Annotated in this window: 18 protein-coding genes; 7 read left to right on the top strand and 11 right to left on the bottom strand. The window is 40.5% G+C overall.

Annotated features, from left to right (window positions below):
- Window positions 1–191 precede the first annotated feature (191 nt).
- From kduI to QJ048_RS17435, 3 genes are all read right to left on the bottom strand, one after another.
- Window positions 192–1,034 carry a 5-dehydro-4-deoxy-D-glucuronate isomerase gene (gene kduI / locus QJ048_RS17445; RefSeq protein WP_282335689.1) on the bottom strand — a complete coding sequence of 281 codons (843 nt, stop codon included), beginning with the start codon at window positions 1,032–1,034 and terminating at the stop codon, window positions 192–194.
- Window positions 1,035–1,126: 92 nt separating this feature from the next.
- Window positions 1,127–3,328 carry a heparinase II/III domain-containing protein gene (locus tag QJ048_RS17440; RefSeq protein ID WP_282335688.1) on the bottom strand — a complete coding sequence of 734 codons (2,202 nt, stop codon included), beginning with the start codon at window positions 3,326–3,328 and terminating at the stop codon, window positions 1,127–1,129.
- Between the two features lie 99 nt (window positions 3,329–3,427).
- Window positions 3,428–3,766 (bottom strand): cupin domain-containing protein, encoded by a 339-nt coding sequence (locus QJ048_RS17435; RefSeq protein WP_282335687.1) that lies wholly within the window; start codon window positions 3,764–3,766, stop codon window positions 3,428–3,430.
- Window positions 3,767–3,999: 233 nt separating this feature from the next.
- Here QJ048_RS17435 and QJ048_RS17430 point away from each other — a divergent pair, with 233 nt between their 5' ends.
- Window positions 4,000–4,710: a FadR/GntR family transcriptional regulator gene (locus QJ048_RS17430; RefSeq protein WP_282335686.1), complete on the top strand. Its 711-nt coding sequence runs from the start codon at window positions 4,000–4,002 to the stop codon at window positions 4,708–4,710.
- Window positions 4,711–5,134: 424 nt separating this feature from the next.
- Window positions 5,135–6,244: an alanine dehydrogenase gene (gene ald / locus QJ048_RS17425; RefSeq protein WP_282335685.1), complete on the top strand. Its 1,110-nt coding sequence runs from the start codon at window positions 5,135–5,137 to the stop codon at window positions 6,242–6,244.
- 72 nt (window positions 6,245–6,316) lie between these two features.
- Here ald and QJ048_RS17420 read toward each other — a convergent pair whose 3' ends face one another.
- Entirely contained in the window at window positions 6,317–6,610 is a 294-nt protein-coding gene (locus QJ048_RS17420; RefSeq protein WP_282335684.1) for a hypothetical protein, read from the bottom strand.
- 553 nt (window positions 6,611–7,163) lie between these two features.
- Between QJ048_RS17420 and QJ048_RS17415 the strand changes: the two genes are divergently transcribed.
- The gene (locus QJ048_RS17415; protein ID WP_282335683.1) at window positions 7,164–7,313 is read left to right on the top strand and encodes a hypothetical protein; all 150 of its coding nucleotides are present in this window, start codon (window positions 7,164–7,166) and stop codon (window positions 7,311–7,313) included.
- Window positions 7,314–7,486: 173 nt separating this feature from the next.
- Window positions 7,487–8,041 (top strand): NADPH-dependent FMN reductase, encoded by a 555-nt coding sequence (locus tag QJ048_RS17410; RefSeq protein WP_282335682.1) that lies wholly within the window; start codon window positions 7,487–7,489, stop codon window positions 8,039–8,041.
- A gap of 253 nt (window positions 8,042–8,294) precedes the next feature.
- On the opposite strand, the gene QJ048_RS17405 is transcribed toward QJ048_RS17410, so the two are convergent.
- The 3 genes from QJ048_RS17405 to dnaA form a co-directional block, all read right to left on the bottom strand.
- Entirely contained in the window at window positions 8,295–9,341 is a 1,047-nt protein-coding gene (locus QJ048_RS17405) for a patatin-like phospholipase family protein (RefSeq protein WP_282335681.1), read from the bottom strand.
- Between the two features lie 91 nt (window positions 9,342–9,432).
- Complete coding sequence (locus QJ048_RS17400) at window positions 9,433–9,957, bottom strand: hypothetical protein (protein WP_282335680.1); 525 nt, start codon at window positions 9,955–9,957, stop codon at window positions 9,433–9,435.
- 290 nt (window positions 9,958–10,247) lie between these two features.
- Window positions 10,248–11,687, bottom strand: a complete 1,440-nt coding sequence (dnaA, locus tag QJ048_RS17395) for a chromosomal replication initiator protein DnaA (protein ID WP_282335679.1) — start codon at window positions 11,685–11,687, stop codon at window positions 10,248–10,250.
- A gap of 1,029 nt (window positions 11,688–12,716) precedes the next feature.
- On the opposite strand from dnaA, the gene QJ048_RS17390 reads away from it, so the two are divergent.
- Window positions 12,717–14,300, top strand: coding sequence for an NAD(P)/FAD-dependent oxidoreductase (locus QJ048_RS17390; RefSeq protein WP_282335678.1), 1,584 nt, complete (start codon window positions 12,717–12,719; stop codon window positions 14,298–14,300).
- A gap of 146 nt (window positions 14,301–14,446) precedes the next feature.
- On the opposite strand, the gene QJ048_RS17385 is transcribed toward QJ048_RS17390, so the two are convergent.
- Together QJ048_RS17385 and QJ048_RS17380 are read right to left on the bottom strand one after the other, a co-directional pair.
- A complete protein-coding gene (locus QJ048_RS17385; protein WP_282335677.1) occupies window positions 14,447–16,972 on the bottom strand; it encodes a hypothetical protein in 2,526 nt (841 codons plus the stop codon).
- Window positions 16,973–17,366: 394 nt separating this feature from the next.
- A complete protein-coding gene (locus QJ048_RS17380) occupies window positions 17,367–18,257 on the bottom strand; it encodes a 3-hydroxybutyryl-CoA dehydrogenase (RefSeq protein ID WP_282335676.1) in 891 nt (296 codons plus the stop codon).
- Window positions 18,258–18,597: 340 nt separating this feature from the next.
- On the opposite strand from QJ048_RS17380, the gene glmS reads away from it, so the two are divergent.
- A complete protein-coding gene (glmS, locus tag QJ048_RS17375) occupies window positions 18,598–20,433 on the top strand; it encodes a glutamine--fructose-6-phosphate transaminase (isomerizing) (RefSeq protein WP_282335675.1) in 1,836 nt (611 codons plus the stop codon).
- Between the two features lie 164 nt (window positions 20,434–20,597).
- Window positions 20,598–22,814 (top strand): DUF4954 family protein, encoded by a 2,217-nt coding sequence (locus QJ048_RS17370; protein ID WP_282335674.1) that lies wholly within the window; start codon window positions 20,598–20,600, stop codon window positions 22,812–22,814.
- A gap of 509 nt (window positions 22,815–23,323) precedes the next feature.
- Here the strand turns inward: QJ048_RS17370 and QJ048_RS17365 are convergent.
- Both QJ048_RS17365 and pyk read right to left on the bottom strand, forming a co-directional pair.
- On the bottom strand, window positions 23,324–23,662 hold the full coding sequence (locus tag QJ048_RS17365; protein ID WP_282335673.1) for an avidin-fold protein: 339 nt from the start codon (window positions 23,660–23,662) through the stop codon (window positions 23,324–23,326).
- Between the two features lie 143 nt (window positions 23,663–23,805).
- Window positions 23,806–25,296 carry a pyruvate kinase gene (gene pyk / locus QJ048_RS17360; RefSeq protein WP_282335672.1) on the bottom strand — a complete coding sequence of 497 codons (1,491 nt, stop codon included), beginning with the start codon at window positions 25,294–25,296 and terminating at the stop codon, window positions 23,806–23,808.
- Window positions 25,297–25,368 lie beyond the last annotated feature (72 nt).

The raw sequence follows: 25,368 nt of genomic DNA, 5'->3' as shown, positions 1-25,368 counted from the left end.
CGCCTTCGGCGGGATTTTACCACAGAGTTAACCGAGGTTTTTTACACAGAGAGAACAGAGAGGTTGCATCAAAAATTAATATAACTTGAGTGAACAGAGGACTGAATGAGTTGTTCGCAAATCTCATTTCCTCCGTGAAAAAAACTCCGTTAACTCTGTGGTAAAAAAAATGGTGTGAAGAAGCGAAGCTTCTATCTCAGATCTCCTGGCTGTACTACATCCATATCACCATAGTCAAGATTTTCGCCGCCCATTCCCCAAATGAAAGTATAAGCAGCTGTTCCTGCGCCTGAGTGAATTGACCAGTTAGGTGAAATGATCGCCTGGTAGTTTTTCATCCACACGTGTCTTGTTTCTTGCGGCTCGCCCATGAAGTGGCATATTGCCTGATTTTCCGGAACTTCAAAATACAGATACACTTCCATTCTACGGTCATGTGTATGCGAAGGCATCGTATTCCAAACACTTCCTGTTTTCAACTCTGTCATACCCATTTGAATCTGACATGTTTGTACCACAGAGTTTACAATAAGTTTATTGATCGTACGGGCATTGCAAGTTTCCGGCGTACCAAGGTTAACAATCTCGGCTTCGTTTTTCGTGATCTTTTTTGTTGGGAAGTTTACGTGCGCAGGAGCGGAGTTGAAGTAGAAATATGCAGGTCTGTTTTTGTCGTTGCTTTCAAACGTAACTTCTTTGTTGCCGCGGCCAACATACAAAGCCTCTTTGTAATCCAGCTCGTATACAGTTCCGTCAACAGTTATTTTGCCTGCACCGCCAACATTGATAAAACCAATTTCACGACGCTCAAGAAAATAATTTGCTTTCAAAGGATCGATCGTTTCAAGTGTGAGCTTGCCAGAAGCTGGGACAGCGCCACCTGCAATCACGCGATCATACAGAGAATAAACCATGTTCACGTTATCATTCTCAAACAATTTTTCAATAAGAAAATGCTCTCTTATTTTTTTTGTGTCGTAATTCTTTACGTCGTTAGGATGCGCAGCATGGCGCAGTTCATAATTGGTAGCCATATTTAAGATTTATATTTTGATTGTTGCGTTTAAGTCAAAAGTCAGAATTCAAAACCCGTTGCCGAATCATCTTGTTTTTATTTTACTTTAATCTAGTTAACTTTTTTGAAGGAATAATTTCCTGTCCAGCTATATGATTTCCCATCAAAGGTAACAGTATGAGAATCAGTAGCAGATACCTTCCCATTATTAATTTCCAGTAACCATTTTTCATTCTTTTTACTCGTGAGCATTACTACAGTTGCTTCATCGTTGCTGCCTATCACTTCAATTTTTGCGAAGCTTCCATAAGAATCTTTGCTCGCTTCTGAAGTAGCGCTGAAAGATCCGTGTGGTTCAATTACTGAAGCAAACACGTGATCGCTGCCGTTTTCCCTGATAGTAATTCCTGGTTCGTTACGCAAACTGAATTCCGGATCATTCGCTCCAATCTCCGTAAAGAAAACTTCTGCGTTATTAGACGTGGCAGTAACAATGGTATAAAAATTATGTTCATTAAATAGTGTAAACAAACTGTTGTCTGTATTGGTTGTTCCTTTTGCTTTTACCCATAAAAACTCATAGCCATCTTTTTTACCAAATGGATACATTTGCGGCGAAGCAGTGTATTTAATATTTGTTTCGATAAGCGAACCTAAATAATAAAAACTGTAATCGTATTGATGTTGCTCTTTTGAAGAAAGCCTGTAAACATCAATCAGGAAGGGCTTCTCAATGCCTTCGGGTTGTACCATTGCCAACGTTCTTTGCATTGCTACACCGCTATAGGCGGTTGTATCTTTTCCGCTGGTGATCTGGAATGACTTATTGCTGAGATCGTTAAAATGTGTGTAGGAAAATGCATTTGCCCCTTCCGCTTTTTTAGTGTTGTTATCGTAGTTGGATTTAGCGTCAACAGTCACCGTATTATGCGCAATGGTTTGTTTTGACCACGTTCTGTTTTCAGGTAAATAACGACCACCTCTTTTTTGTTCTATGTTGAGGAAACGAGTGCCACCATAGTCCGTTAAAATTTCTTTCTCACCATCATACAATTGAATGGCAAGTTTATCGAAGTGACCGTGATCCATTCCATAGGAAGAATATTTTAGCAAGGCACTTACCGCATCAGGCGTTTCATTGCTGCGCAAAATACTGATGCCGCCTTTGCTTCCATCAGGGCCATCTGTTAGTGCCATTGAATGCCATTTAAAAGAAGGTGTCGATTTGCCTGAAGCAATTGCTTTTGCTACTTTCACGCCGTCTGTACTTAATAAAACGCGATCCTGTTTTTGTGCAACAAACAAGAGGGAAGGATCATCTTTAATGGATCCATAACTTATATCAACAGCATACACCACTTCGCCGGATTCCCACGATTTATCTTTCAATGCATCATTAAAGGGGAGAAAATAACCACTAGCATCTGTCATTTGCAAAAGTGCTGATGTTGCCTTTGCCAGCGTTCCGTTTTTGTAGGAAAATATTTTTAAAGAAGGTTGGTTATTGTCGATTGCTTTTGCCAGCACAAGAAACGGTTGAATAGCATAACGCAAATAATAAGCGCCTTCGGTGTAATAACCATCCGGTGAAAACAATTGCTGTATCTGTTTTAGATAGCCGGTTTTACCGTCTTTGTTGCCTCCGTAAATCGCTTTGTTAACCATATCCGTATCGCCGATTGCGTAGCCTGTCATAGCAACGCCCGCAACTGACCATGTACCATGATTGTGAATCAGGTTGAATGTTTTAGAGTCATTCACGGTCATGTACTTCACAAATTTGCGCAGCAAACTATCTTCAATAAATTTTCTGTCGTCCTTTGAAAGATAGTCGTACACGCAATCATATGCCTGTGCTGCATGCACGAGCCAAACAGCATCATTAAGACTTTGCCAGAAAAGCACTCCCGGTGTTCCCGAGTTTTTTCCTTCAGGGTGAACGCCAAGAGTGGGATACATTTTAGCGTAAGCGATGAACATTGCTTTCACGTATTCGGCATATTTTTTATCGCCGCTTACCTGCCAGATGATTCCGGCATTCAGCATGTTCTGATAATTCAGTTTATGTTTTTCGTGTGAATAGCCGCCGCCGGGGTCTTTTGGAAAAGGCACATCAATACCATTTTTAATATCCGCATCAACGCCGGCTTTCGCTTCAGCAAATGTTTTGTCGAGCAACGGATATTTTCCAAGTCCCTGTTTTATTTGCTGTACGCCCTCTTTAGTAAGAATAAGATTGGGATGTTTGCTTTGTGCAAATGAAAGCGAGGCAAAAAGCAAGCAGATCGTAAGTGTTCTAAAGTTTTTCAGCATGGCAAGCATTGTAAGGTATGAGTTTTGAGTTATTGGTTTTGAGTTTTGAGTTGGAGGTTTTATGAACGGCACTATTACTCATAATTCAAAACATTTGGTCTATTGTTTCAAAAAATCTTTGCGCATAGGTGCGAACGCATCGATCAATTCTCCTTGTTCAATACATTTTGCGCCGTGCAAAACATTAGACGGTACAAAGAATCCTTCGCCTTCTTTCAGCCGTTGTGTTTTGCCATCAATTGTTATTTCAAACACTCCTTTTGCTACATAAGAAGTCTGGATATGCGGGTGTTTGTGTTCGTAACCAACGGCGCCGCTTTCAAACACGACACGCACCATCATCACATCTTCATTGTAGCCCATGATTTGACGCTTAACACCAGGGTCGGTATTTTCAAATTGCATTTCTTGCTCTAGTAAAAATTCTTTGCTTTGCATAGTTGGTAAAATGTTGGGGAATAAAATCGGGTATGAAAATATTAAAAATTGGTCGACCAATTAACTAAATTGTGGGTCAATTTTTTAAAAATTATCTCATTTTCTATTTAGTATTGATTTACAGTCTTTTAAAATGATACTTTTATTCCTGAAGATGATCCCCCTCATGAAATTGGTCGTCCAATTTTGATATGATACTTATTTTGGTATTTTTGAAACGTAAATCTTGTTGAATGAAAGATGTTTTGGACGGTTTGAAGGAAGTTGTTGTTGAAAAACCGGTAGATGTTATTATCAGGCAAATAAAGGAGTTATTGATCTCCGGTCAGTTAAAGCCCGGGGACAAATTGCCGCCGGAAAGAAAATTGTCCGAGAAGTTTGCTGTGGGTAGAACCCATGTTCGTGAAGCTATCCAAAAACTTGAGTTCTACGGTATTTTGAAAACCAAACCTCAAAGCGGCACTTATGTTGCAGGCATTGGCATATCTGCGTTGGAAGGTTTGATAAGCGATATTTTAAAGATTGACGCTTACTCTTTCATGTCGCTGGTAGAAACACGTGTGTTGCTTGAAACGTCAGCGGTGGCGCTGGCCGCAGAGCGCAGAACGGAAGAAGATATTGAGAAACTGGAGCTTTCGTTGAATAACTATCTTGCCAAGGCAAAACAGGGAATAAAAGCCGTAGATGAAGATCTTATGTTTCACCTGACCATCGCGGAAGTCAGTAAGAACCAGGTGCTAAAATCGCTTTTGCTTATTATTATTCCTGATATTATTACCAATTACGCTGTTTTTAAAGTTTGCGATACGATTACTGATAAAGCGCTCAGTGAGCATGCACTGTTATTCCAGCAAATCAAGGAGGGTGATTCTGCGGGTGCGCAGGTCACTATGAAAGAGCATTTGCAAGGCATAATGGACTTTGCGAAAATGATCATTCAGTAGGAAGAAGTTATGAGTTATGAGTGGTTTAAAATGGTTGAAAACGCAACACTAAATGCTCGCATACATCATTGTGATTTGCACATTTAACCACAACTCATCACTCAATACTCACAACTCAAAACCTCCCCAATTATTTTTTCTTCTTAAAATGCAAAAGATCGCAGTATAGACGAAATTAAAATTCCCATTTATTTAGAGAAACCTTAACAAATGCCTTTGTTTTTTGAGGTTTGGAAAATAAATGTTGGCTATACGTGATTCCAAATCGTGGTTTCGTCAATTTTATGACTCATAATCCGGAATTATCCTTCAAATTTGCGGAGCAAATTACAACCTGGCATTTTCCTGTTTCGCCATATGCGGACCAGATTTCTTCAATAATTGAGAATGAGCGGGTTTAGTCAAAAAATTAAACATTAGAAAAATGATTATCGGGTTACCTAAAGAAATTAAAAACAACGAAAACCGTGTAGCGTTGACTCCGGCTGGAGTTTCAGAATTGGTTGCTAACGGACACACTGTGTATGTGCAGTCAACTGCAGGTGAAGGAAGTGGATTTTCTGATGAAGAGTACCAAAGCACAGGTGCAAAAATTCTCGCTACTATTGAAGAAGTTTACGCTATCGGCGAAATGATAGTGAAGGTGAAAGAACCAATCGAATCTGAATACAAATTGGTGAAAGAAAACCAATTGTTGTTTACATATTTCCACTTTGCATCTTACAAACCATTGACTGAAGCAATGGTAGCAAGCAAGGCGGTTTGTCTTGCTTACGAAACTGTTGAGAAAAACGGTGGCTTGCCATTGTTGGTTCCAATGAGTGAAGTAGCCGGTCGTATGGCGATCCAGAAAGGTGCAAACTACCTGGAGAAACCTCTTGGCGGTCGTGGTATTTTGCTTGGTGGTGTTGCCGGTGTAAACCCTGCAAAAGTATTGATCTTAGGTGGTGGTGTGGTAGGAACAGAAGCTGCGAAAATGGCTGCTGGCCTTGGTGCTGACGTTACTATCATGGACGTGAGCCTTCCTCGTTTGCGTTATTTGTCTGACGTACTTCCTGCAAACGTGAAAACTGTAATGTCAAACCGTTACAACATCCGCGAACTGGCGAAACATGCTGACCTTATCGTAGGTGCTGTTTTGATTCCCGGTGCTAAAGCTCCTTTCCTAATCACCCGCGACATGCTGAAAGACCTTAAAAAAGGTTGTGTATTGGTAGATGTTGCTGTTGATCAGGGCGGTTGTATCGAGACTTGTAAACCTACAACTCACGAGAATCCAACATACGTAATTGATAATGTGGTGCACTATTGCGTAGCAAATATGCCGGGTGCTGTTCCTTATACTTCTACACTCGCACTTACCAATGCTACTTTGCCTTATGTTATTCAATTGGCAAACAATGGCTGGAAAGATGCTTGCCGCGCAGACGCAGGACTGAAAAAAGGTTTGAACGTAGTAAACGGACAAATCGTTTACAAATCTGTAGCTGATACGTTTGGCATGGCACATTTGCCAGTAGAGGAAATTCTATAGAACAAAGTCAAAATTTAAAAGTCAAAATTCAAAAGGAGGAGACTCCATTTTTGAATTTTGACTTTTAAATTTTTAATTCATTTGCAGCGACGGCAACCTGAATCCATGTCCATCCAACACAAAAAGTTCATCGATCTCATAGGTCCAGTATTTGTATAATGGAGATTTTATGAGATATGCTTCCACACTCTCTCTATCCTCCGCGTTGATTGTGATCCAAGTGCGTCTTTTTTCCATGCTTACGGCATAATACTCAACTATATCCTTGTTAATGAGATAATTGATGTAGGTACGATGTGCCGGTACTAGCGTCATAAATTCGTCGTCCCACGAAAATTCTATGCTTACCTGGTATTTCTTCATCATAGTATACTAACGGTTTTACCCGCCTTTTAGTTTTAGACAATTCAATTGAGGTTGTAGTTGCATTGCTTATATGAAAGTTTTTTAGAATCACGGTTTAATTATTCTTTATTAATTATCATTCCCTCACCGTGATTTTTATATTCGATCCCTACTTGTCTCCTGATATCTTTCGGTGCTTTATAACTAAGGTTTGCTGTAATGGAAATAATGTTGCCTATTGCGCTATGCGAAACAATTTCGATCGCATGTTTTAATACTTGGTATGAATCGTATCCAGATGCCCTTCATTATAAAAGTGTGCTTTTTTTGATAGCTGAATCATGTCTTCGACGTGCTTGAAGTCATCAACAGAATCCTCTGCATATTGCCGGAACCGATCATTCCACAGTGCATAGTCTTCTTTGTAAAGCAGAAGCTCTTATAGCGGGCGGTTACATTATATGGGTAAAATTTGTGCCATTAGAGGCTATTTTTCATTAAGTAAAAGGCACTGTTTGGGAACAATTTTTTAATGCACTGGTTATATATTATTTCACCATTAAAATGTAGCATTATGATACGCAAATTAAAATCCGGTGAGTATCGTTTGTATTCGAAGAAGAAAGATCCTAAAACCAACAAGCGTAGAAATTTAGGCACATTTGATTCCCTCGAAGCTGCTAAGAAACATGAAAGGGATGTGCAGTATTTTAAGAGACACTAGCGGAGGAATTAGGTTAGGAGTTAAAAATTAGAGTTGCCCAATACTTAAGATGTATGGTGTATGATGTACGAGATACTTTAGTGTATTAGATTCTAATGAATATCGTACATCATACATCATACATCGTACTTCGTACATAAATGATTACCTTAATAAAACAAAAGTCAAAACTAATGGCTGTACATTTTGCAGGAGTATCAGGAAGCTTGCGTAAAGGTTCGTATAATACGAAACTACTTAAAACTGTTACCACGTTATTGCCAGAAGATACAACGATGGAGATTCTTTCCATTGATCTTCCGCTATACAATGCTGACCTGGATGTGCCTGCAGCAGCGGAGCGGCCTCCAGCTGTTGTGACTTTTAGAAATGAGCTTGCGAAGGCTGATGGGCTAGTTATTGTTTCACCTGAATACAATTACTCTATTCCGGGTGGCCTTAAGAACGCAATTGACTGGGCTTCCCGCGGCGCCGATGCGCCATTGCTTAATATGCCTGTATCTGTAATGGGAGCCACCACCGGCATGTGGGGAACGGTGCGTATGCAATTGGCTTTTCACGCCGTGTTTCAATTTCTCAATATGAAACCTGTTTATAAGCCTGAAGTGTTGATCGCTCAAGCACCCTCCAAATTCAATGAACACGGAGAGTTTACAGATGAAAGTGCAAAGGTGCTTATTAGGAAGCAACTGGAGAATTTGAAAAAATTAATAATTAATAAAGAATAATTAATAGGGCTGGCTGCTTTTAAACAGCAATCTTAGGAATTAAGAATGCTTTTTGAGTAACATTAAGACTATTAATCTGTGCTTCTTCTGGTGTTAAATCTTGAATTCAAGTAGACGGCACCATCAACAAAATATCCGTGTAGATCCGTCCAATCAGTGTCATCCGTGTGCCATCAAAGTTAAAATCAAAACATCCTGACAAATCATGACAATCATGAAAATCTGCGTTTCATTCTCAAGTCTCTTTACTTCCTCACACCAACCACTCACTTGTCTCCGAGGGAGGCAACGAAGCCAGAAACTCGCCTGTTAATGATTGTCCTGTTACCAGCATTTGTTTCATAGTAGAAGGATCGAACACAAGGCCGCCCGGGCCTCCATTTAACGGTTCTTTTGGTCTGATGATATATAACTTTAACGGTACTTTGTTTTTAAAAGGATTGTCAGGCAACGTAATGTTGAAATAGCTGTCAATCGTTGCCTGATCAATACCTGCGCTTTTCATTTTATTCTTTACTGCATTGATGTATAGCAAGCCCTTGTTGTACAACTGAGGGATGATGATATCATTTTTGCCCACGTCCATTGTGAAAATATCAAGCGTTTGGCCCAGTATGGGAAACAATGTTTGAAACTCTCCTGGTGTTGGCGGAAAAGTTTCTGCAGAAAGCAGGATAGTGAAGATCACCGTAGCGCCATTATCAATAGCCATTTCAACACCGGCATATTCTCTTACTCCACCATCTACGTATTGATATTCCGGATGTGCCTCACCGGGAACTTGCTTGTTAATTTGAATAGGCGGCATGAACACGGGTTGACATGCAGAGGCCATTATCGCCCTTCTGAAGTGGTCTGCACTTTGAAATGTTCGAACGATATAAGTATCTGATGGCGCCGGATTTTTGTTGTTTGTATACACTGTAATATCGCCGGTTTGCAGACAGGTTGTATTAATGTAAATCTGTTTGTCGCCCGTCATGAGCTTATTGTATATATCGTCTGTGAAATAGTGCGTAATGAGGTTCCACAAAGGGTTTGCATCGAATATGGAATGTTGACTGAGCCTGTTTCCAAGGTTGTCTTTCAATACAATATTCTGCGTTGTTTGTGTAGTGTATAATTGTTCGAGTAAATCAAATTCTTCCGTTGCTGCGAGAGGAGTAATCAGTGAACCGGTGCTGGTTCCAACTACAATATCAAAATGAAAAGTAGAGAATTGCTGATGCAATTGTTTGATCACACCCACTGCAAACGCGCCTTTTGAGCCGCCACCGCTAATAACCAATGCTTTTGGCATAACTTATTAATTTGAAAATTTGAGAATATGTAAATTTGAGAATGCCTCATGTGCATGTCTCTGATCTGGTAATGACAAAAGTTCCTGCCTGTCATTTGTTGAATGGTTCGTCTATCTTTTTTACTTTGCTTAATCTTACCGAAACAACACATTGGAACCACCAACTGTTGAGGTTATAATCCCTGTGCGCTGTAAGGCCGATGGTTACTTTGTTTAAGACGCTCACATGAATACCGCCGCCAACAAGCTGTTCGTGCTCGGTGCCAAACAACCAATTGGCCGATAAATGCAAATTGCCTATGCTCCCCATTTCTGCGGCATTAAGGTCTTTGATCTTAAAAAGAACTTCAGGGCCAAACAGTCCCTGTAATTTTTTATTGTAATAAATACCTCCTGCAACAACGCCAGCTTTTAATTTGCCGGGCACGGCGGTAACATGTTCGGTTAGCAATAAGCCACCCGTAAATACGTCCGGGCTGCTGGCTTCAAAATTTGTTGCCAGACCGCTTTGCAGTCTCAACTCCGTTGTCCAGCCTTTTTTGAATTCTGTTATTTGTGCATGTGTAAGCGAAAAAGAAAGTAGCAGGCACAATGCTAAGGAAAGGTATTTGTTCATACGCTAGTATTATGGCTTAAAGCTTAACGCAAAATGCATGACGCTGGTTTAAAGAACGGCAAAACTCTGTAGCGGAGACAGTTGTTAGTTTTTAGTTGTTAGAAGGAAAGCTGCACACAAAGCCTACCAACTACCAACTAACAACTGAACAATGAGACTGCTGCGTTCCGCGTTAGGCATTCCGCATTAGGCGTAGCTAAAGCCCTCAGTCGTAATAAGCAAACTTTAAGAAAACATAAAACCCGGACAAAATCCGGGTTTTACAATGAGTTATGTTTGGGGGTGTTAAACTACATAGCAGCAAGCTGAACTTTCTGTTGAAGCTCCATAACGTTTTCACGGAAAAGTCCATCGGTATCCATCAGGTCCTTTACTGTTTGACAGGAGTGTATTACCGTTGTGTGATCTCGTCCGCCAAAATGTTCGCCAATCGTTTTCAGAGAATTCTTTGTAAACGCTTTTGCAAGGTACATGGTGATTTGGCGCGCCTGTACGATCTCACGTTTACGGGTTTTCTGTAAAAGCTTGTCGTAAGGAACGTCGTAAAAATCACAAACCATTTTTTGGATAGCTTCGATGGTGATTTCCTTGGATGAGGTTTTAACAAAATTTCTCAACACTTTCTTTGCCAAGTCTAAATCAATTTCTCTTCTATTAAGCGAAGATTGTGCCAAAAGAGAGATCAATGCACCTTCCAGTTCACGAACGTTGCTGTTAATATTATATGCAAGATATTTTACAACTTCTTTAGGCATATCAAGGCCGTCATTCTTCATTTTTCTCTCCAGAATCTCAATGCGGGTCTCATAGTCAGGCACCTGAAGGTCTGCGCTAAGCCCCCAGCGGAAACGGCTTAATAATCTTTCCTGAACACCATCCAGATCTTTTGGCGCTTTGTCGGAAGTCAGAATCAACTGCTTGCCGGATTGGTGCAGGTGATTAAAGATGGCGAAGAATGCATCCTGTGACTTTTCTGCACGCATGAAGAATTGAACATCATCAAGGATCAACACATCTATCAGCTGATAGAAATGTATAAAATCATTGATCGCATTATTGCGACTGTGATCAATAAACTGGTTAATGAATTTTTCGGAGCTTACATATAATACCACTTTATTAGGATGTAGTCTTTTTACCTCATTTCCTATTGCCTGGGCAAGGTGTGTTTTACCCAAACCTACGCCGCCGTATATAACAAGTGGGTTAAATGAGTTGGCTCCTGGTTTCTCAGCTACTGTTTTACCCGCTCTTCGCGCCACACGATTGCTGTCGCCTTCCACGAAAGCGTCAAAAGTATAAATAGGATTTAGCTGAGGGTCGATCTGCATTTTTTTCAGACCGGGAATAACAAAAGGATTTTTTACCGGGTTATTTATAACCAACGGAAAGTCCATTTCGTTATTTGAAAATGTCTTGTATCCATGTGCAGGCACATCCATAGTCAATGGCTTATTTTTATGATTGCCACTATCAACCATGATACGATACTCCAGGCGTGCCTCTTTGCCAAGAACTCTTCTTAATGTTTTGCCAAGCAATGTAACATAGTGTTCTTCTAAATACTCATAAAAGAATTGGCTAGGTACCTGAATAACCAAAACATTATTCCTCAACTCTACCGGGCTAATAGGCTCGAACCATGTATTAAAATGCTGCCACTCTACAATATCTTTTATTATATCAAGACAATTACTCCAAACTTTATCTAATTCGTCAGCTTTGACCATTGCAGTATTGTAACATTTAAGTTGATAAAGAATAAAATTTCTCTCTCAGTTTTTCTTAAAAAAGGATTTTAATCCGTCCAAAAAAAGTTTTGCAGGGGAGCGAATATCAAAAGAATTTGTTGAAAAAAAAATTTTTTATTCCCTTGTTTTTGTTCCATTAACTACAGATTGGCATCAAAACAAATTTTATTTTTTTTCTTTTGATAGAGGCGAAAAAAAATGCCTGAAAATACCCGGTTGTTTTAATTTTTTTTGGCGAAAAAAATCATAATATACGGGCCCCGGTTTAAAGTCTTTATTTCTTTTAAAAAGAAATCTCCCTTTGCTGAAAAAAACAAACTTTCTTTTAGATTAGTTGATGGTAAAGCGTTTTAGAAAACCGTCGAGATGAGTAGTGAAAATTTTCTTTGCAGAAGTAGGCAATGATGAGAGTGAATATAATCCACGTTTTTTGAAACGAATGGCAAAGACGTTTTCATAAAATCTTTTTTAGGGATGATAATTTTTTGCAGAGATTTTTCGTGTTGCTTAATCATTTTAGTAAGATAGATTAAATAAAAAAAGGATGCAATACTTATTCCAAAAATTAAATTTTGTGCATAAAAAAATGTGGAAAACACGCGAAATGTTTTTTTTATTCACACCAAATTATAGTAGCTTTTGATAATGTGTATAATCGGTGAGGAACGCTTGACTTGAATCAAATTTTTTTAACAAAAAAAATTGTTCTCATTTTTTTGTCTTCCATATGGGCAAATTACTCTTCGTAACTCGTATGCAACAAAACTTCCTGTTCCATAACATGCCGGCAAAATGAAAGTTTACATGAAAAGAGTTTTGTTTTGAGATACTACCTGAACGACTGTAGAACCGAATAACCGAATAACTGAATAGACTGAAAGTTGAATAGTTAAGTTATTGAATTATTGAGGCAGGGAGCAAACCTGCACTTGGCGTTCAGTTATTCAGTTATTCATTCATTAATGTACCTTTGCTTCACTTTTAGGATAAAAACCTAACGACTATACAATGCAAAAAACCATCTCCATAAAGTTGCTTCCATCCGAAGCTGCGGATGATCAAATTATCAAAGAATATATTTCCGGTGAAACGGGAAAACCTTTATCGCAGGTAAATGGATTTTACATCACGAAGCAATCGCTCGATGCACGCAGCCGCAAAGTGTGGTGCAATCTTACCGTTCATGCATTTATCAATGAGCCATTTCAGGAGCGTATTGTAAAAAAGATCCAGTTAAGAAATGTAGCGTCGTCACCTGATAAGGTGATTGTGATAGGAGCGGGACCTTGCGGGCTATTTGCGGCATTAAAACTAATAGAGCAGGGTATTCAGCCTATCGTACTGGAAAGAGGAAAAGATGTTCGTGCACGCAGACGTGATCTTGCTGCTATGAACAAGGAGGGTATTGTTAATCCTGAAAGCAATTATTGTTTCGGAGAGGGTGGAGCAGGAACATATAGCGATGGAAAATTATATACACGCAGCAGCAAGCGTGGTGATATAGATCGAATTCTTAATATTCTTGTGCAATATGGTGCCGATGAAAAGATTTTGTACCAGGCTCATCCACATATTGGGACCAACAAGCTTCCTCTAATCATTACAGCTATACGCGAAGCCATCAAAGATGCAGGAGGAATATTTTTGTTTGAACAAAAGGTATCGGATTTTATCGTTAGTAATAATATAATAACAGGAGTGAAGACAGCCGCGGGAGATGTGTTTGAAGGAAAGGCTGTTATTCTGGCCACGGGGCACTCTGCGAGAGATATCTTTCAATTGCTAGATCGCAAAAAAATATTGATCGAACAAAAGCCTTTTGCGTTGGGCGTTCGCATCGAGCATCCACAGGAACTTATTGATAGCATTCAATATCATTGCGCTTTACGAGGAGATTTTTTACCACCCGCTTCTTATAGTTTGGTGCAGCAAGTTGATGGGCGAGGAGTGTTTTCATTTTGTATGTGTCCGGGAGGTATTATTGCACCTGCAGCAACAGATCATAATGAAATTGTAGTAAACGGATGGAGCCCATCGAAACGTAATAATCCATTTGCAAATTCCGGCATGGTGGTGTCTGTTGAAATTGCAGACATAGCGGCATCGAAAGAATTTGCAAAGCAACATGACATAAACAGCCCGCTTGCGGCTATGTATTTCCAGCAAATGGTAGAGCAAAAGGCATACAAAGCAGGGGGTGGTGCCTTGGTTGCACCTGCCCAACGCATGGCAGATTTTTCAAAGAATAAATTATCTGCCACTTTGCCGGATTGTTCTTACTTGCCGGGACTAGGTTCAGCGTCTTTAAAAGAAGTATTGCCGCCTTTTGTTTATAAAGGGTTGAGCGAAGGGTTTATCGCCTTCGGCAAAAAAATGCCAGGCTATTTTACCAACGACGCAGTGGTGGTTGCCACAGAATCAAGAACTTCCTCACCGGTACGTATTCCCCGTAACAAAACAGATCTTCAACATCCACAAATAAAAAATCTCTATCCGGCGGGTGAGGGTGCCGGTTATGCCGGTGGTATCGTAAGCGCCGCGATGGATGGAGAGAGAGTTGCGGAAGCGATATTGATGGCAATTAAGAATTAGGAATTAAGAATTAAGAATTCATTCTGTGTTGCACCACAAGTAGCATCGAACATCCTTTCATTTATACACCTGGCAATTCTTAATTCTTAATTGAAAAAGGAGCTCTCTTTCGAGAAACTCCTTCTATTGTAATCAAACTTTTGACATTATCTGTGAGGTCTTCCACCTCCGCCACCGGAAGAGTGAGTTCCACCACTGCTGCTACCACCTGAAGGACGTGAGAATCCGCCGCCGCCACCGCCATAGCTCCGTGGTTGCTGACTTTGCTGGAAGTTCATGCTTCTTTCTGCACCACGTTGCCTGTCATAGTTCGAGCGATCCATTGTTCCCTGAGCAGGTCTGTAAGAAGGCTGCTGCTGAGGCATTGGTCTTTGAACATCTGCAGGTCTTTGCATTTCAGGTCTGCTTTGCGGCTGCTGATAAGCAGGACGATTGTTCGCAGCTGGCTGTTGTTGCTGTTGCTGTGGAACACTTTGAGGCCTGTTACTGTAATCCGGCTGTGTCGGCCTTGTTGCATTGTTGTTAGGAATGCTCGATGGTCTGTTATTGCCTCCACTTCCATTGTTGTCAACAGAAGAAGGTCGTTGACTGTTTTCCTGTCTCCAGGTATTACCATCTCTCACTTCCCAACTGTTGTTGTTTCTACGGTATACATTTCCTTGTCTGTCGGTATAAACATTGTTTGGTCTGTTTACATTACCGCTACCATTTGGTGACACAGATGAAGGACGCATATTCCCAACGTTATTGGTATTGCCCGGCTGAGGTCTTGAAATAACATTGTTTACATCTCTTGTAGCGACTCTGCTGCCAACTGAACGTGTAGTTACTCCATTTGTGTGATAGCTGTACATATTTCTGTTATAACGGTTGTTGTTGATGGTCACATTGTTGTTGATAACAACGTTATTGTTTCCACCATAATAACCTGTTGGTCTGTAATACGGTTTTCCATAGAAGCCACCGCCGCCATAGTAGTATGCAGGTCTGTAGTAGTATGGGTGATAAACGGGAGGTCCCCACCATCCACCATAACCACCATAACAATAACCGAAGCTATACCATGGATTGTACCAACCGTAGTTGAATCCAAAACTAAAGCCCCAACCTGTCCATGGATTATAGTTAAAACCAAATCCCCATGTTACAGGATGTGGATAGTAGTAAGCTCCATACCAGCCGGGGTAATACCAACCTGTACCATACACTACCGTTGGCCCATATGAATAAGCTCCGAGATATCCAGGTGTATAACCAGTATATACAGTAGTTGGCGTTACATCATATATATAAACATACTTTGTATTGTAGTTCGGATTAGACGGTGAAATGTTATCAATTTCCGGAGGACGGGTTGTCGAAACTTCCCACGGGCCGGAAGGAGAAGACGATTGGAACCACACGGCATTGTCGCAGAGATAATAGGTATTGCCTGAGCGGAATACTGTGCTTGATGTATTTTGTGCATATTGAAGATTCGTTCCTTCCACCGCTTTGAAAGAAGGTGAACCGTCGTACGTTACATCACTTGCTTTTGCCGATTTTCTATCAACAGAAGCCGTTTGCGGAATTTGGTTATCCAGCAATGCGTCTCTTGATGCATCGGTGCCGGGCACATAAGCCAGTACATTATCTTTTGGTGATCCTTGTGGAATATTTGCAAAATCTTTCGGAAGTTGATTCGCATCTATGAATGTCCATGGGCCACTTGTGTTTGGCGCTTTGTACCATCTTCCGCTCAATACTGTGTAGTACTGATTGTTGTCGATGTTCATAAACACATCTGCATTGGAATTATCCATGTACAAAAGAGAAGTGTTTTGAATAGGAACAAAGTTTGGCTTGCCATTAGAAGCGATCAATTCTGAAGGATGATCTTTTACGATAATTTGCAGATCCTGGTTTGCCACATTTTGATCATCGTTTTTGTTGTCGCTATTGGCTGTATTGTTATTGTCTTTATTTTTCTCTTCGCTCTTTTTGATATCATCTTCCAGTTTTCGCAGATCTTTAGAAGGCTTATCTACTTTACTCCAACCTGACATTACATTTGGAGAAGTGTACCAGCTGCTTTGCGTATATAAATAATACTGGCTGTTGTCCTTGTCCTTCACCATGAAATACGGAGTGTTTGCCACTTTGCTGTATTTCTTATTGTAGTCTGCCATTTTTGGGGAACCGTCAAGCACTACCAGTAGTGATGGTTTTTGTGTCACTACAATTTCTGGAGCCTTGTTATTAAAAGAAGGTAAATTTTCCGAGCTATTTTGTTCCAGTGTGGTAACGACATCATCAAGATTCATTTGCAACTGCCATTTCGGAACCTCGTTTTCAATCATGTCGATAAGGTCCTCTTTCCTTGATGAGTCTGTAATAGCAGGGAAACGAAGATTGGTAACATCGATATTTTCCAACACCGCGGTGCGTGTACCTCTGTCGGTATTCATTTGTGCCTTGAACCACATAGCGCCAAATGATGGTTGCTTGCCATCAGTGCTTTCTATGGAAATGGCTGCACGTGCCTCCAGCTGATTACCGGTAAGTTTTTCCGGCTGGGGTTGGTAGATGATGATCTTACCCTTGTCTGTTTGTATTTCCCGAGGCCAGTCGGCATCCACGTTGTGCTGTACAACGCCGAGGAAACTGAGCATCGAAAATAAGATAGTTAACATTTTCAAAAGTTTGATTAAAAATAAAATAGGTCAAATTATGTACCAGTGAAAGCCAACAGTATTAACATACGATTGGATAGGCAAACTGTTACATAATCGCCACATATAAGACTGAAAGAAAAGTAAAAAGATTAACTGACGTATTATTCTAACGTTTCTTTTGCAAATTTCGTGTAAAAAGTTAGCAACGGATGACACAGAGTAGACTGATTTACACGGATTTTGGTTGGATGTATGGTGAAGAGCTAAGAAATGAAGGTTTTTGTTATAGCAAAAACTCCCGGCTGAAAATTCGCCGGGAGTTTACTGAGTTATTTTATTACAAATGAATGAGCATCAATATATGTGTAAATCAGTCTAATCAGTGTCATCTGCGTGCCATCTATTGCTCAGACTATTTAAACCTCTCGCTCACTACAAGGTCCTTGCTACCTGCAACGTATTTGTAAAATCCTTCACCGCTTTTTGCGCCGAGATATCCTGCGGTAACCATGTTCACCAGTAATGGACATGGCGCATATTTAGGATTGCCAAATCCATCATGCAGCACTCTCAAAATAGAAAGACAAACATCCAGACCAATAAAGTCTGCTAATTGCAGTGGCCCCATTGGGTGCGCCATGCCAAGTTTCATCACCGTGTCGATCGCTTCTACATCCGCAACGCCTTCATATAAACTATAGATCGCTTCGTTGATCATTGGCATTAAAATGCGGTTGGCAATAAATCCGGGGTAATCATTCACTACGCAAGGAATTTTTCCCAGCTTTTTACTTAACGCAACAATGGAGTCAGTTACGTCCTGGTCCGTTGCGTAGCCGTTGATAATTTCCACAAGTTTCATAACCGGCACGGGGTTCATAAAATGCATCCCAATTACCTTGTTCGCACGTTTTGTAACCGCAGCAATTTTTGTAATAGAAATCGAAGATGTATTTGTGGCAAGAATACAGTTAACGGGTGCCGCTTCATCCAGCTCCTGGAATATTTTGAGTTTTAGATTGATGTTTTCGGTGGCGGCTTCCAACACCAGGTCCACATCTTCTACGCCGGCGTGTATTTGATTAAATGTGGCAATATTGGCCAGGGCTTTGCTTTTTTGCTCCTCGGTAACCGTGCCTTTGGCAATTTGTCTGTCAAAGTTTTTAGCGATCGTGTGCAAAGCTTTTTCAATTTGTGGAGCAGATACGTCAATGAGGTTTACCTTAAAATCGTTTTGGGCAAAAACATGCGCAATGCCATTTCCCATTGTTCCCGCGCCAATAACAGCAACCGTTTTTATCATGTTTAAAAATTTAGGAAGCGTGAAGGTAGGCCAATTTGAAAATGCGTGAAAATTTGAAAATGCCAGGTGTAATTACTTTCTCATGTTAATCGGGAAATTTTCAAAAGATTGCTTTATGTATTTTATTTGAATGATTAATGAGCTTTTGAAATTTTTAGTAAAACATTTTTAGTATCTATTTTCTATTCAAGGAGTCTGCGGCATCATTTTCAAATTTTCAAATTCCCACATTTTCAAATTCTTCCTACTATCGGCTCTTCTTCATAATATTGTGCTTTCGTTGTGTCTACAATGAATTCTGATTATTGAACTATTTTACCATTGATTAAAAAAACTATTTATGTGTGGAATTGTAGCCTACATCGGGCCTAAAGAAGCGTATCCTGTAATTTTAAAAGGTTTAAAACGACTCGAATACCGCGGCTACGATAGTAGCGGTGTCGCTCTTCAAAACGGGGACCTGAGAGTTTACAAAAAGAAAGGAAAAGTTGCAGAACTCGAAGAAAGTCTCGTAGGAAAAGATCTTCACTCCAACATTGGCATCGGCCACACCCGGTGGGCCACACACGGTGAACCCTGCGACCGCAATGCCCACCCTCACATGTCAAACGACGGCAGATTGGCAATGATTCACAATGGGATCATTGAAAACTATGCTCAAATAAAAAGCGAATTGCTTAAGAAAGGATACACTTTCACAAGCGATACCGACACGGAAGTCCTGCTGAATTTCATCCAGGATATACAGCAAAACAACAACTGCGGATTGGAAGAAGCTGTACGCATCGCCCTTAAAAGAGTTGTTGGTGCATATGTTATTGTGCTGATGGATAAAGACAATCCCGACACTTTAATCGCAGCAAGAAAAGGTAGTCCGCTGGTAATCGGCGTTGGTAAAGGAGAACATTTCCTTGCGAGTGATGCTTCTCCAATCATTGAGTACACGAAGGAAGTAGTATATGTAAATGACTACGAACTGGCGGTCATCAAAGCGGATGAACTTATCCTGAAAAATCTTGGTAACGAAAAAATAACACCATACATTACGAAGCTCGACATGGAGCTGGCTGCTATCGAAAAGGATGGTTACGACCACTTCATGCTAAAAGAAATTTTTGAACAACCGCATACCATCTTCGATTGCTTACGCGGAAGATTGGATGTTAATGCCGGTACAATCACTATGGCAGGTGTTCAAAACCATATCGATCAGATCAAAAATGCCAATCGTATTTTGATTATTGCATGTGGAACAAGCTGGCATGCCGGCCTGGTGGCAGAGTATGTTTTTGAAGAATTGTGCAGAATTCCCGTTGAAGTGGAATATGCATCTGAGTTCCGATACAGAAATCCGATTGTAAATAAAGGAGACGTGATCATCGCTATTTCTCAAAGTGGTGAAACAGCGGATACTTTGGTGGCACTCGAAAGCGCTAAAGAAAAAGGTGCAACTATTTTTGGAGTAGTGAACGTTGTGGGCAGTTCCATCGCACGTATCTCGCACGCAGGAGCCTACACACACGCAGGTCCTGAGATTGGTGTGGCAAGTACAAAAGCCTTCACTGCGCAATTAGCGGTGCTTACAATGATAGCATTGAAAGTGGGTCACGAAAAAGGAACAATCGATGAAACCCGCTACCGCAAGTTGCTAAAGGAATTGGAGGAAGTTCCTGAAAAAGTATCAGCAGCATTGAAACTAAACGATCATATCAAAGCATTAGCTGAAAAATATAAAGACGCCAGAGATTTTCTTTTTCTTGGCCGCGGATATAACTTCCCGATTGCTTTGGAAGGTGCATTGAAATTAAAAGAGATCAGCTATATCCACGCTGAAGGTTACCCGGCAGCAGAAATGAAGCATGGTCCGATCGCGCTGGTTGATGAAACTTTACCTGTTGTATTTGTTGCCACTAAAGATTCTTACCACGAAAAGATCGTGAGCAATATCCAGGAGATCAAAGCTCGTAAGGGCAAGGTGTTGGCGGTGATTAGTGAGAATGACGAGATCATCGAAAAAATGGCTGACGATGTTATGATCGTACCATTTGCTGATGAGCTTGTTGCTCCGTTGATCAGTGTAATTCCTCTTCAATTGCTGGCATATTATATTGGTATTGCAAAAGGCTGCGACGTGGATAAGCCGCGTAATCTTGCAAAGAGTGTTACTGTTGAGTAATTAATAATTAAGAATTAAGAATTAATAGGGCTGCAGTCATTATTGAATGTAGCTCTATGATTTTTTAAAAAGCCTTGTAATGTCGATTTTATAAGGTATGAACACTTCTTTATTAATTACTAATTATTAATTCTGTTTTAAACCAACGCTTCATACTTCACACCATGAACATCATCTCCAAACAGGCGATCAATGCGCTGGGTTACGGATTTATTCCGAACGAATACTTGCCAAAAGGAAAAAATGAATATCATTTACGGAACATACAAAACCGCAGTGGTATTGAGTATAAGCACCTGACGGCTTACGAAATTGAAGTGCTTGTTCGCAACAGAAATACTTCAGACAACTGGAACAATATATTGGTATCCGATGCCTTTAACCCGGAACTGGTAAAGAACTGCAAGTTTTACGGATTGGTGCGCATCGGCAAACTGGAGCCGTATTTTCTTGAGTTCAACAACATTAAAATGCCTGTTGGTCTGTACAACAGCACCATTATCAGTTGCGACTTTGGCGACAATGTTGTGGTCGACAACGTAAACTATCTATCTCATTACATTATTGGCAACGAGGTTTTTCTTGTTAACATCAATGAAATGGCCACGACCGATCACACGAAATTTGGTAATGGTGTCCTTAAGGAAGGTGAGCCGGAAAGCATACGCATCTGGCTGGAGGTATGTAATGAAAATGGCGGCAGAAGCATTGTGCCTTTCAGCGGCATGTTGCCGGGCGATGCTTATCTGTGGTCCAGGTACCGCGACAATAAAGAATTGCAGGCTCGTTTCCTGGAAATTACAGAAAGACAGTTCGATAAAATAAGAGGTTACTACGGAAAAGTAGGTGACAGAAGTGTTATTAAAAACTGCTCGATCATAAAAGATGTTTGGATCGGTACAGATGCCTACATCAAAGGAGCCAATAAACTCAAAAACCTTACGATCAATTCTACGGCTGAAGCTCCAACGCAGGTGGGGGAAGGTTGCGAGTTGGTGAATGGAATCATTAATGTTGGTTGCAGAATATTTTACGGTGTAAAAGCTGTTCGTTTTGTAATGGCTTCGCACTCACAGTTGAAGTACGGTGCACGTTTGATCAACTCTTATTTGGGAAACAACGCAACCATTTCCTGTTGCGAAGTATTGAATTCACTTATCTTTCCTGCGCACGAGCAGCACCACAACAACTCGTTTTTGTGTGCCGCTCTGATAATGGGACAAAGTAATATGGCGGCGGGTGCAACCATCGGCTCCAACCACAACTCACGTGCTGCAGACGGTGAAATTATCGCTGGTAGAGGCTTCTGGCCGGGCTTATGTGTAAGCCTGAAACACAATTCAAAGTTCGCTTCATTCATGTTGCTGGCAAAGGGCGACTACCCTGCAGAGCTGAACATTCCAATTCCGTTTTGCTTAGTGGTAAATGAAGTGCATCTCGATAAAATCGTGGTCATGCCGGGTTACTGGTTCAAGTACAACATGTATGCATTGGCACGTAATGCCGGTAAATATATAGACAGAGACAAGCGCATTGAAAAACTGCAACACATAGAGTATGATTACCTGGCTCCTGATACGATCAACGAAATTGTAGGCGCATTATCGTTGTTCGAGAAATTTACCGGAAAGGCATATTACAGAAAATTTCCTGAAGGAAAAGTAAGTGAAGAAAAGATCATCGCGAAAGGTAAGGAGCTGTTGTTGAATAATGATCCTGTAGTGAACGGATTGGAAATATTGGCCGAAGGCTTTGAAAACAGCAGTCGCAAAGTAGAAATCATCAAAGTTGCTTATTGTTATAATTTATTCCGCGAGCTTATTTCCTATTATGTTGCAAACCAGTTAATAGATTGGTTCAAACAAAATAAAAAAGCCGGTATTGAAGAGTTGTCTGAAATTATTCCATCGCGCAATGCCCTAAGCGAGTGGGTTAATGTTGGCGGACAGCTAATGCTGGAAACTGAGCTGCAAAAACTTTTGCAGCAAATAATCAGCGGCAAGATAAAGAATTGGGATTCTGTTCACGCGTTCTATGAAAAACAAGGCATTTTGTACAGCCAACAAAAACTGCTGCATGCGATCGCTGCGTATGAGGCTGTCTATGGTATTGGTTTCAAAAAGAATATCCGCGAATTACTTCCGGCAATTTTAAATAGGAGTGTGGAAACGAAAGAATGGATGACGAAAGGTATTTTGGATTCACGTGCCAAGGATTATAAAAATCCGTTTAAGAAAATGGTGTATGATAATGACAAAGAAATGGACGCGGTTGTAGGAAGCCTGAAAGATAACTCCTTTATAAAACAGGAAACAGAGGCTCTCAAGTCCTACAAAGAAACTATAAAGAAGTTAGCCAAGGTTAAGCAAGTCGCATTGTAGAATTTTATATTTATCAATTTGGATTAAATTCTGTCCAAAACTGGTTGATTTTTGATAAAATACAGAAAAAATTCCGTCCGAAAATAAGTTGGGCATAAGGATGAAAATATAGTGAAACGCTTTATGACAAAGCGTTTCACTTTTTTAGGGAGTGGTTTGTCATAATTAAATCAGCTATTATTTGGTTTCAGCGGTCATGATTTCTGATATACTTTTACATCAGAAAGGAACGCGAGACGTTTCCACAAGATCAGAAAAGAAAAAAGTGAGAATCGGAAAGTTGATCTGACCTTGTTTCAAAATAGATTTTGAACTTTTTTTCATATGGCAAGCAATCGTTAGAGGTCATCTGTTTCTACAGTGTGACCCTTTTTTTTGCCCGGAACTTTCTGGATTTGCCACTGAGGTGCAGAAGGAACTGAATAATGTGTGTACGATGTACGAAATACTTCAGAACGCTGTACTCCGTAATATTCTTTTTGATTTGTATTCAACAACCAACAACTTCCTTAAATTTCCTCTACAATCGATCTTCCTGTACTTTCATCACCACTTGTCCATTGCCAGAGCTCGTGCAACCTTATTTTGCCATTGGATAATATTTCCGGTATAGATCTGCAAACACCCGTCATTAGTACATTTTGTGCATTCACATGATGGTAGCGCATACTAAGATCGCCGTTTTCACTTATCAGCGCAATCAAATGTCCTTCAATAATACCGCCGCCGCTATAAGTGGCTGTTACAATATTGCCCTTTTGTCTGTAATGAAAAGTAGTTTCACCGCTTACTTCGCCATTCTCCGTGTTTTCGATGGAGCGGAAGGTTTTGTTGTCGTAGTTAATCATAATTAAATGAAAATTGAAAGTTGAAAGTTGAAAGTTGAAAAGTGAGAGTTAAGCGTTGATTATGCAACATTTTCAATTTTCCATTAAAAAAAGCGGTCCTGCTTGCATAGGAACCGCTTTGTCGTATAGTTTTCCGGGCAATATTATTCAACTCTTGTAATCTTCAGCAAGTTTGTTGGCAGGTGTAAATGAACAGGAGTGCTACCTGTGTTTACAACGATATCGCCGCTTTTAATAAAGCCTCTTTCTTTTAATACTGTGATCTCATCGTTGATGATATTATCAAGGCTTTCTTCCTCATCGTAGTAGAAAGCGCGAACGCCCCAGCTCAAGCTCAATTGGTTCACCAAAGATCTTTCTTTTGTAAAAATATACAAACTTGATTTTGGTCTGTAGCTGCTCAGCATAAAGGCTGTGTAACCACTTTGCGTCATACCGATCAAAGCCTGTGCGTTTGCGTCTTTCGCAATTTTACATGCATTGTAGCAAATCGCATCGCTTAGGAATGAAGGAGAGTGTGGCTGAGGGATCAGATCGTCTTCACGGTTATAACGGTATTCTGTATTTTCTACTTCAAGAATGATTTTGCGCATAGTTTCCACAACCAATGCAGGGTGCATACCGGTCGCAGTTTCACCGCTCAACATCACCGCATCTGTACCTTCCAACACAGCGTTTGCTACGTCGGTGATTTCGCTACGGTTAGGTTTACTGCGGTCGATCATGCTTTCCATCATTTGCGTAGCCACGATTACAGGCTTTGCTCTGTGACGGCATTTGCGGATCAACTGACGCTGGATCAAAGGTACTTGCTCAACAGGAAGCTCGACACCCAAATCACCACGTGCAATCATGATTGCGTCAGATTCGATGATGATATCGCGAATGTTAACCAATGCTTCTGGTTTTTCGATCTTAGCAATGATCTTTGATTTGCTGTTTCTTGCTTTTAATTTGTCCCGCAGTAAAGTAAGGTCGTTTACGCTACGCACGAAAGATAGTGCCACCCAGTCAAGTTCCTGATCTATAATAAACTCAAGATCTTCAAGATCCTTTTCCGTCAATGCCGGAAGAGAGATTTTCGTATCTGGCAGGTTGATACCTTTTTTAGAAGAGATCACGCCACCCAGGATAACCTCAACCTTTACATCGTTTGAAGGCGTAATTTCAATAACTTTTACTTCCAGTTTACCATCGTCGATCATGATCTTATTGCCAAGTACCACGTCACCTGCAAGGTTAGGGTAAGAGACATAGATCTTTTCCATTGTGCCAACACATTTTTCGTTGGTAAAAGTGAGGATGTCACCCGGAACCACCGGCAATGCATTGTTTGCAATTTCACCTACTCTTAATTTTGGTCCCTGAAGGTCGCCAAGAATAGAAATGTTAACAGGCTCGGTAGCGTTTATTCTTCTGATATGTTCAATGATCTTCGCTTTGTCTTCGTGTTTACCGTGAGAGAAGTTAAGACGGAAAACGTTCACACCGGCTTTCACCAGTTCAAGCAGTTTTTCGTAAGTATCACAAGCGGGTCCTACTGTAGCAACAATCTTTGTTCTGTGGAATGAGTGATTGAGTGCTGTTGTGGAGTCCATTTCCTTATGGAGATATTTTGAAATGTTTTTAGACATGATAATGAATTTTTCGTTGACTTTCGGCCGTTTGTTGGTAAATGTGTTTGTATATGTTTTTTATTCGCTGCA

The sequence above is a fragment of the Pinibacter soli genome (assembly GCF_029961145.1).
GTDB lineage: Bacteria > Bacteroidota > Bacteroidia > Chitinophagales > Chitinophagaceae > Pinibacter > Pinibacter soli.
Note: the sequence above shows the minus strand (reverse complement) of the source record. Positions and strands in the feature narration are given on the sequence as shown.

Bases quoted from the DNA above. Each gene is read 5' to 3' on its own strand.
- kduI (WP_282335689.1), bottom strand. From the start codon at position 1,034: ATGGCTACCAATTATGAACTGCGCCATGCTGCGCATCCTAACGACGTA.
- QJ048_RS17440 (WP_282335688.1), bottom strand. From the start codon at position 3,328: ATGCTGAAAAACTTTAGAACACTTACGATCTGCTTGCTTTTTGCCTCG.
- QJ048_RS17435 (WP_282335687.1), bottom strand. From the start codon at position 3,766: ATGCAAAGCAAAGAATTTTTACTAGAGCAAGAAATGCAATTTGAAAAT.
- QJ048_RS17430 (WP_282335686.1), top strand. From the start codon at position 4,000: ATGAAAGATGTTTTGGACGGTTTGAAGGAAGTTGTTGTTGAAAAACCG.
- ald (WP_282335685.1), top strand. From the start codon at position 5,135: ATGATTATCGGGTTACCTAAAGAAATTAAAAACAACGAAAACCGTGTA.
- QJ048_RS17420 (WP_282335684.1), bottom strand. From the start codon at position 6,610: ATGATGAAGAAATACCAGGTAAGCATAGAATTTTCGTGGGACGACGAA.
- QJ048_RS17415 (WP_282335683.1), top strand. From the start codon at position 7,164: ATGATACGCAAATTAAAATCCGGTGAGTATCGTTTGTATTCGAAGAAG.
- QJ048_RS17410 (WP_282335682.1), top strand. From the start codon at position 7,487: ATGGCTGTACATTTTGCAGGAGTATCAGGAAGCTTGCGTAAAGGTTCG.
- QJ048_RS17405 (WP_282335681.1), bottom strand. From the start codon at position 9,341: ATGCCAAAAGCATTGGTTATTAGCGGTGGCGGCTCAAAAGGCGCGTTT.
- QJ048_RS17400 (WP_282335680.1), bottom strand. From the start codon at position 9,957: ATGAACAAATACCTTTCCTTAGCATTGTGCCTGCTACTTTCTTTTTCG.
- dnaA (WP_282335679.1), bottom strand. From the start codon at position 11,687: ATGGTCAAAGCTGACGAATTAGATAAAGTTTGGAGTAATTGTCTTGAT.
- QJ048_RS17390 (WP_282335678.1), top strand. From the start codon at position 12,717: ATGCAAAAAACCATCTCCATAAAGTTGCTTCCATCCGAAGCTGCGGAT.
- QJ048_RS17385 (WP_282335677.1), bottom strand. From the start codon at position 16,972: ATGTTAACTATCTTATTTTCGATGCTCAGTTTCCTCGGCGTTGTACAG.
- QJ048_RS17380 (WP_282335676.1), bottom strand. From the start codon at position 18,257: ATGATAAAAACGGTTGCTGTTATTGGCGCGGGAACAATGGGAAATGGC.
- glmS (WP_282335675.1), top strand. From the start codon at position 18,598: ATGTGTGGAATTGTAGCCTACATCGGGCCTAAAGAAGCGTATCCTGTA.
- QJ048_RS17370 (WP_282335674.1), top strand. From the start codon at position 20,598: ATGAACATCATCTCCAAACAGGCGATCAATGCGCTGGGTTACGGATTT.
- QJ048_RS17365 (WP_282335673.1), bottom strand. From the start codon at position 23,662: ATGATTAACTACGACAACAAAACCTTCCGCTCCATCGAAAACACGGAG.
- pyk (WP_282335672.1), bottom strand. From the start codon at position 25,296: ATGTCTAAAAACATTTCAAAATATCTCCATAAGGAAATGGACTCCACA.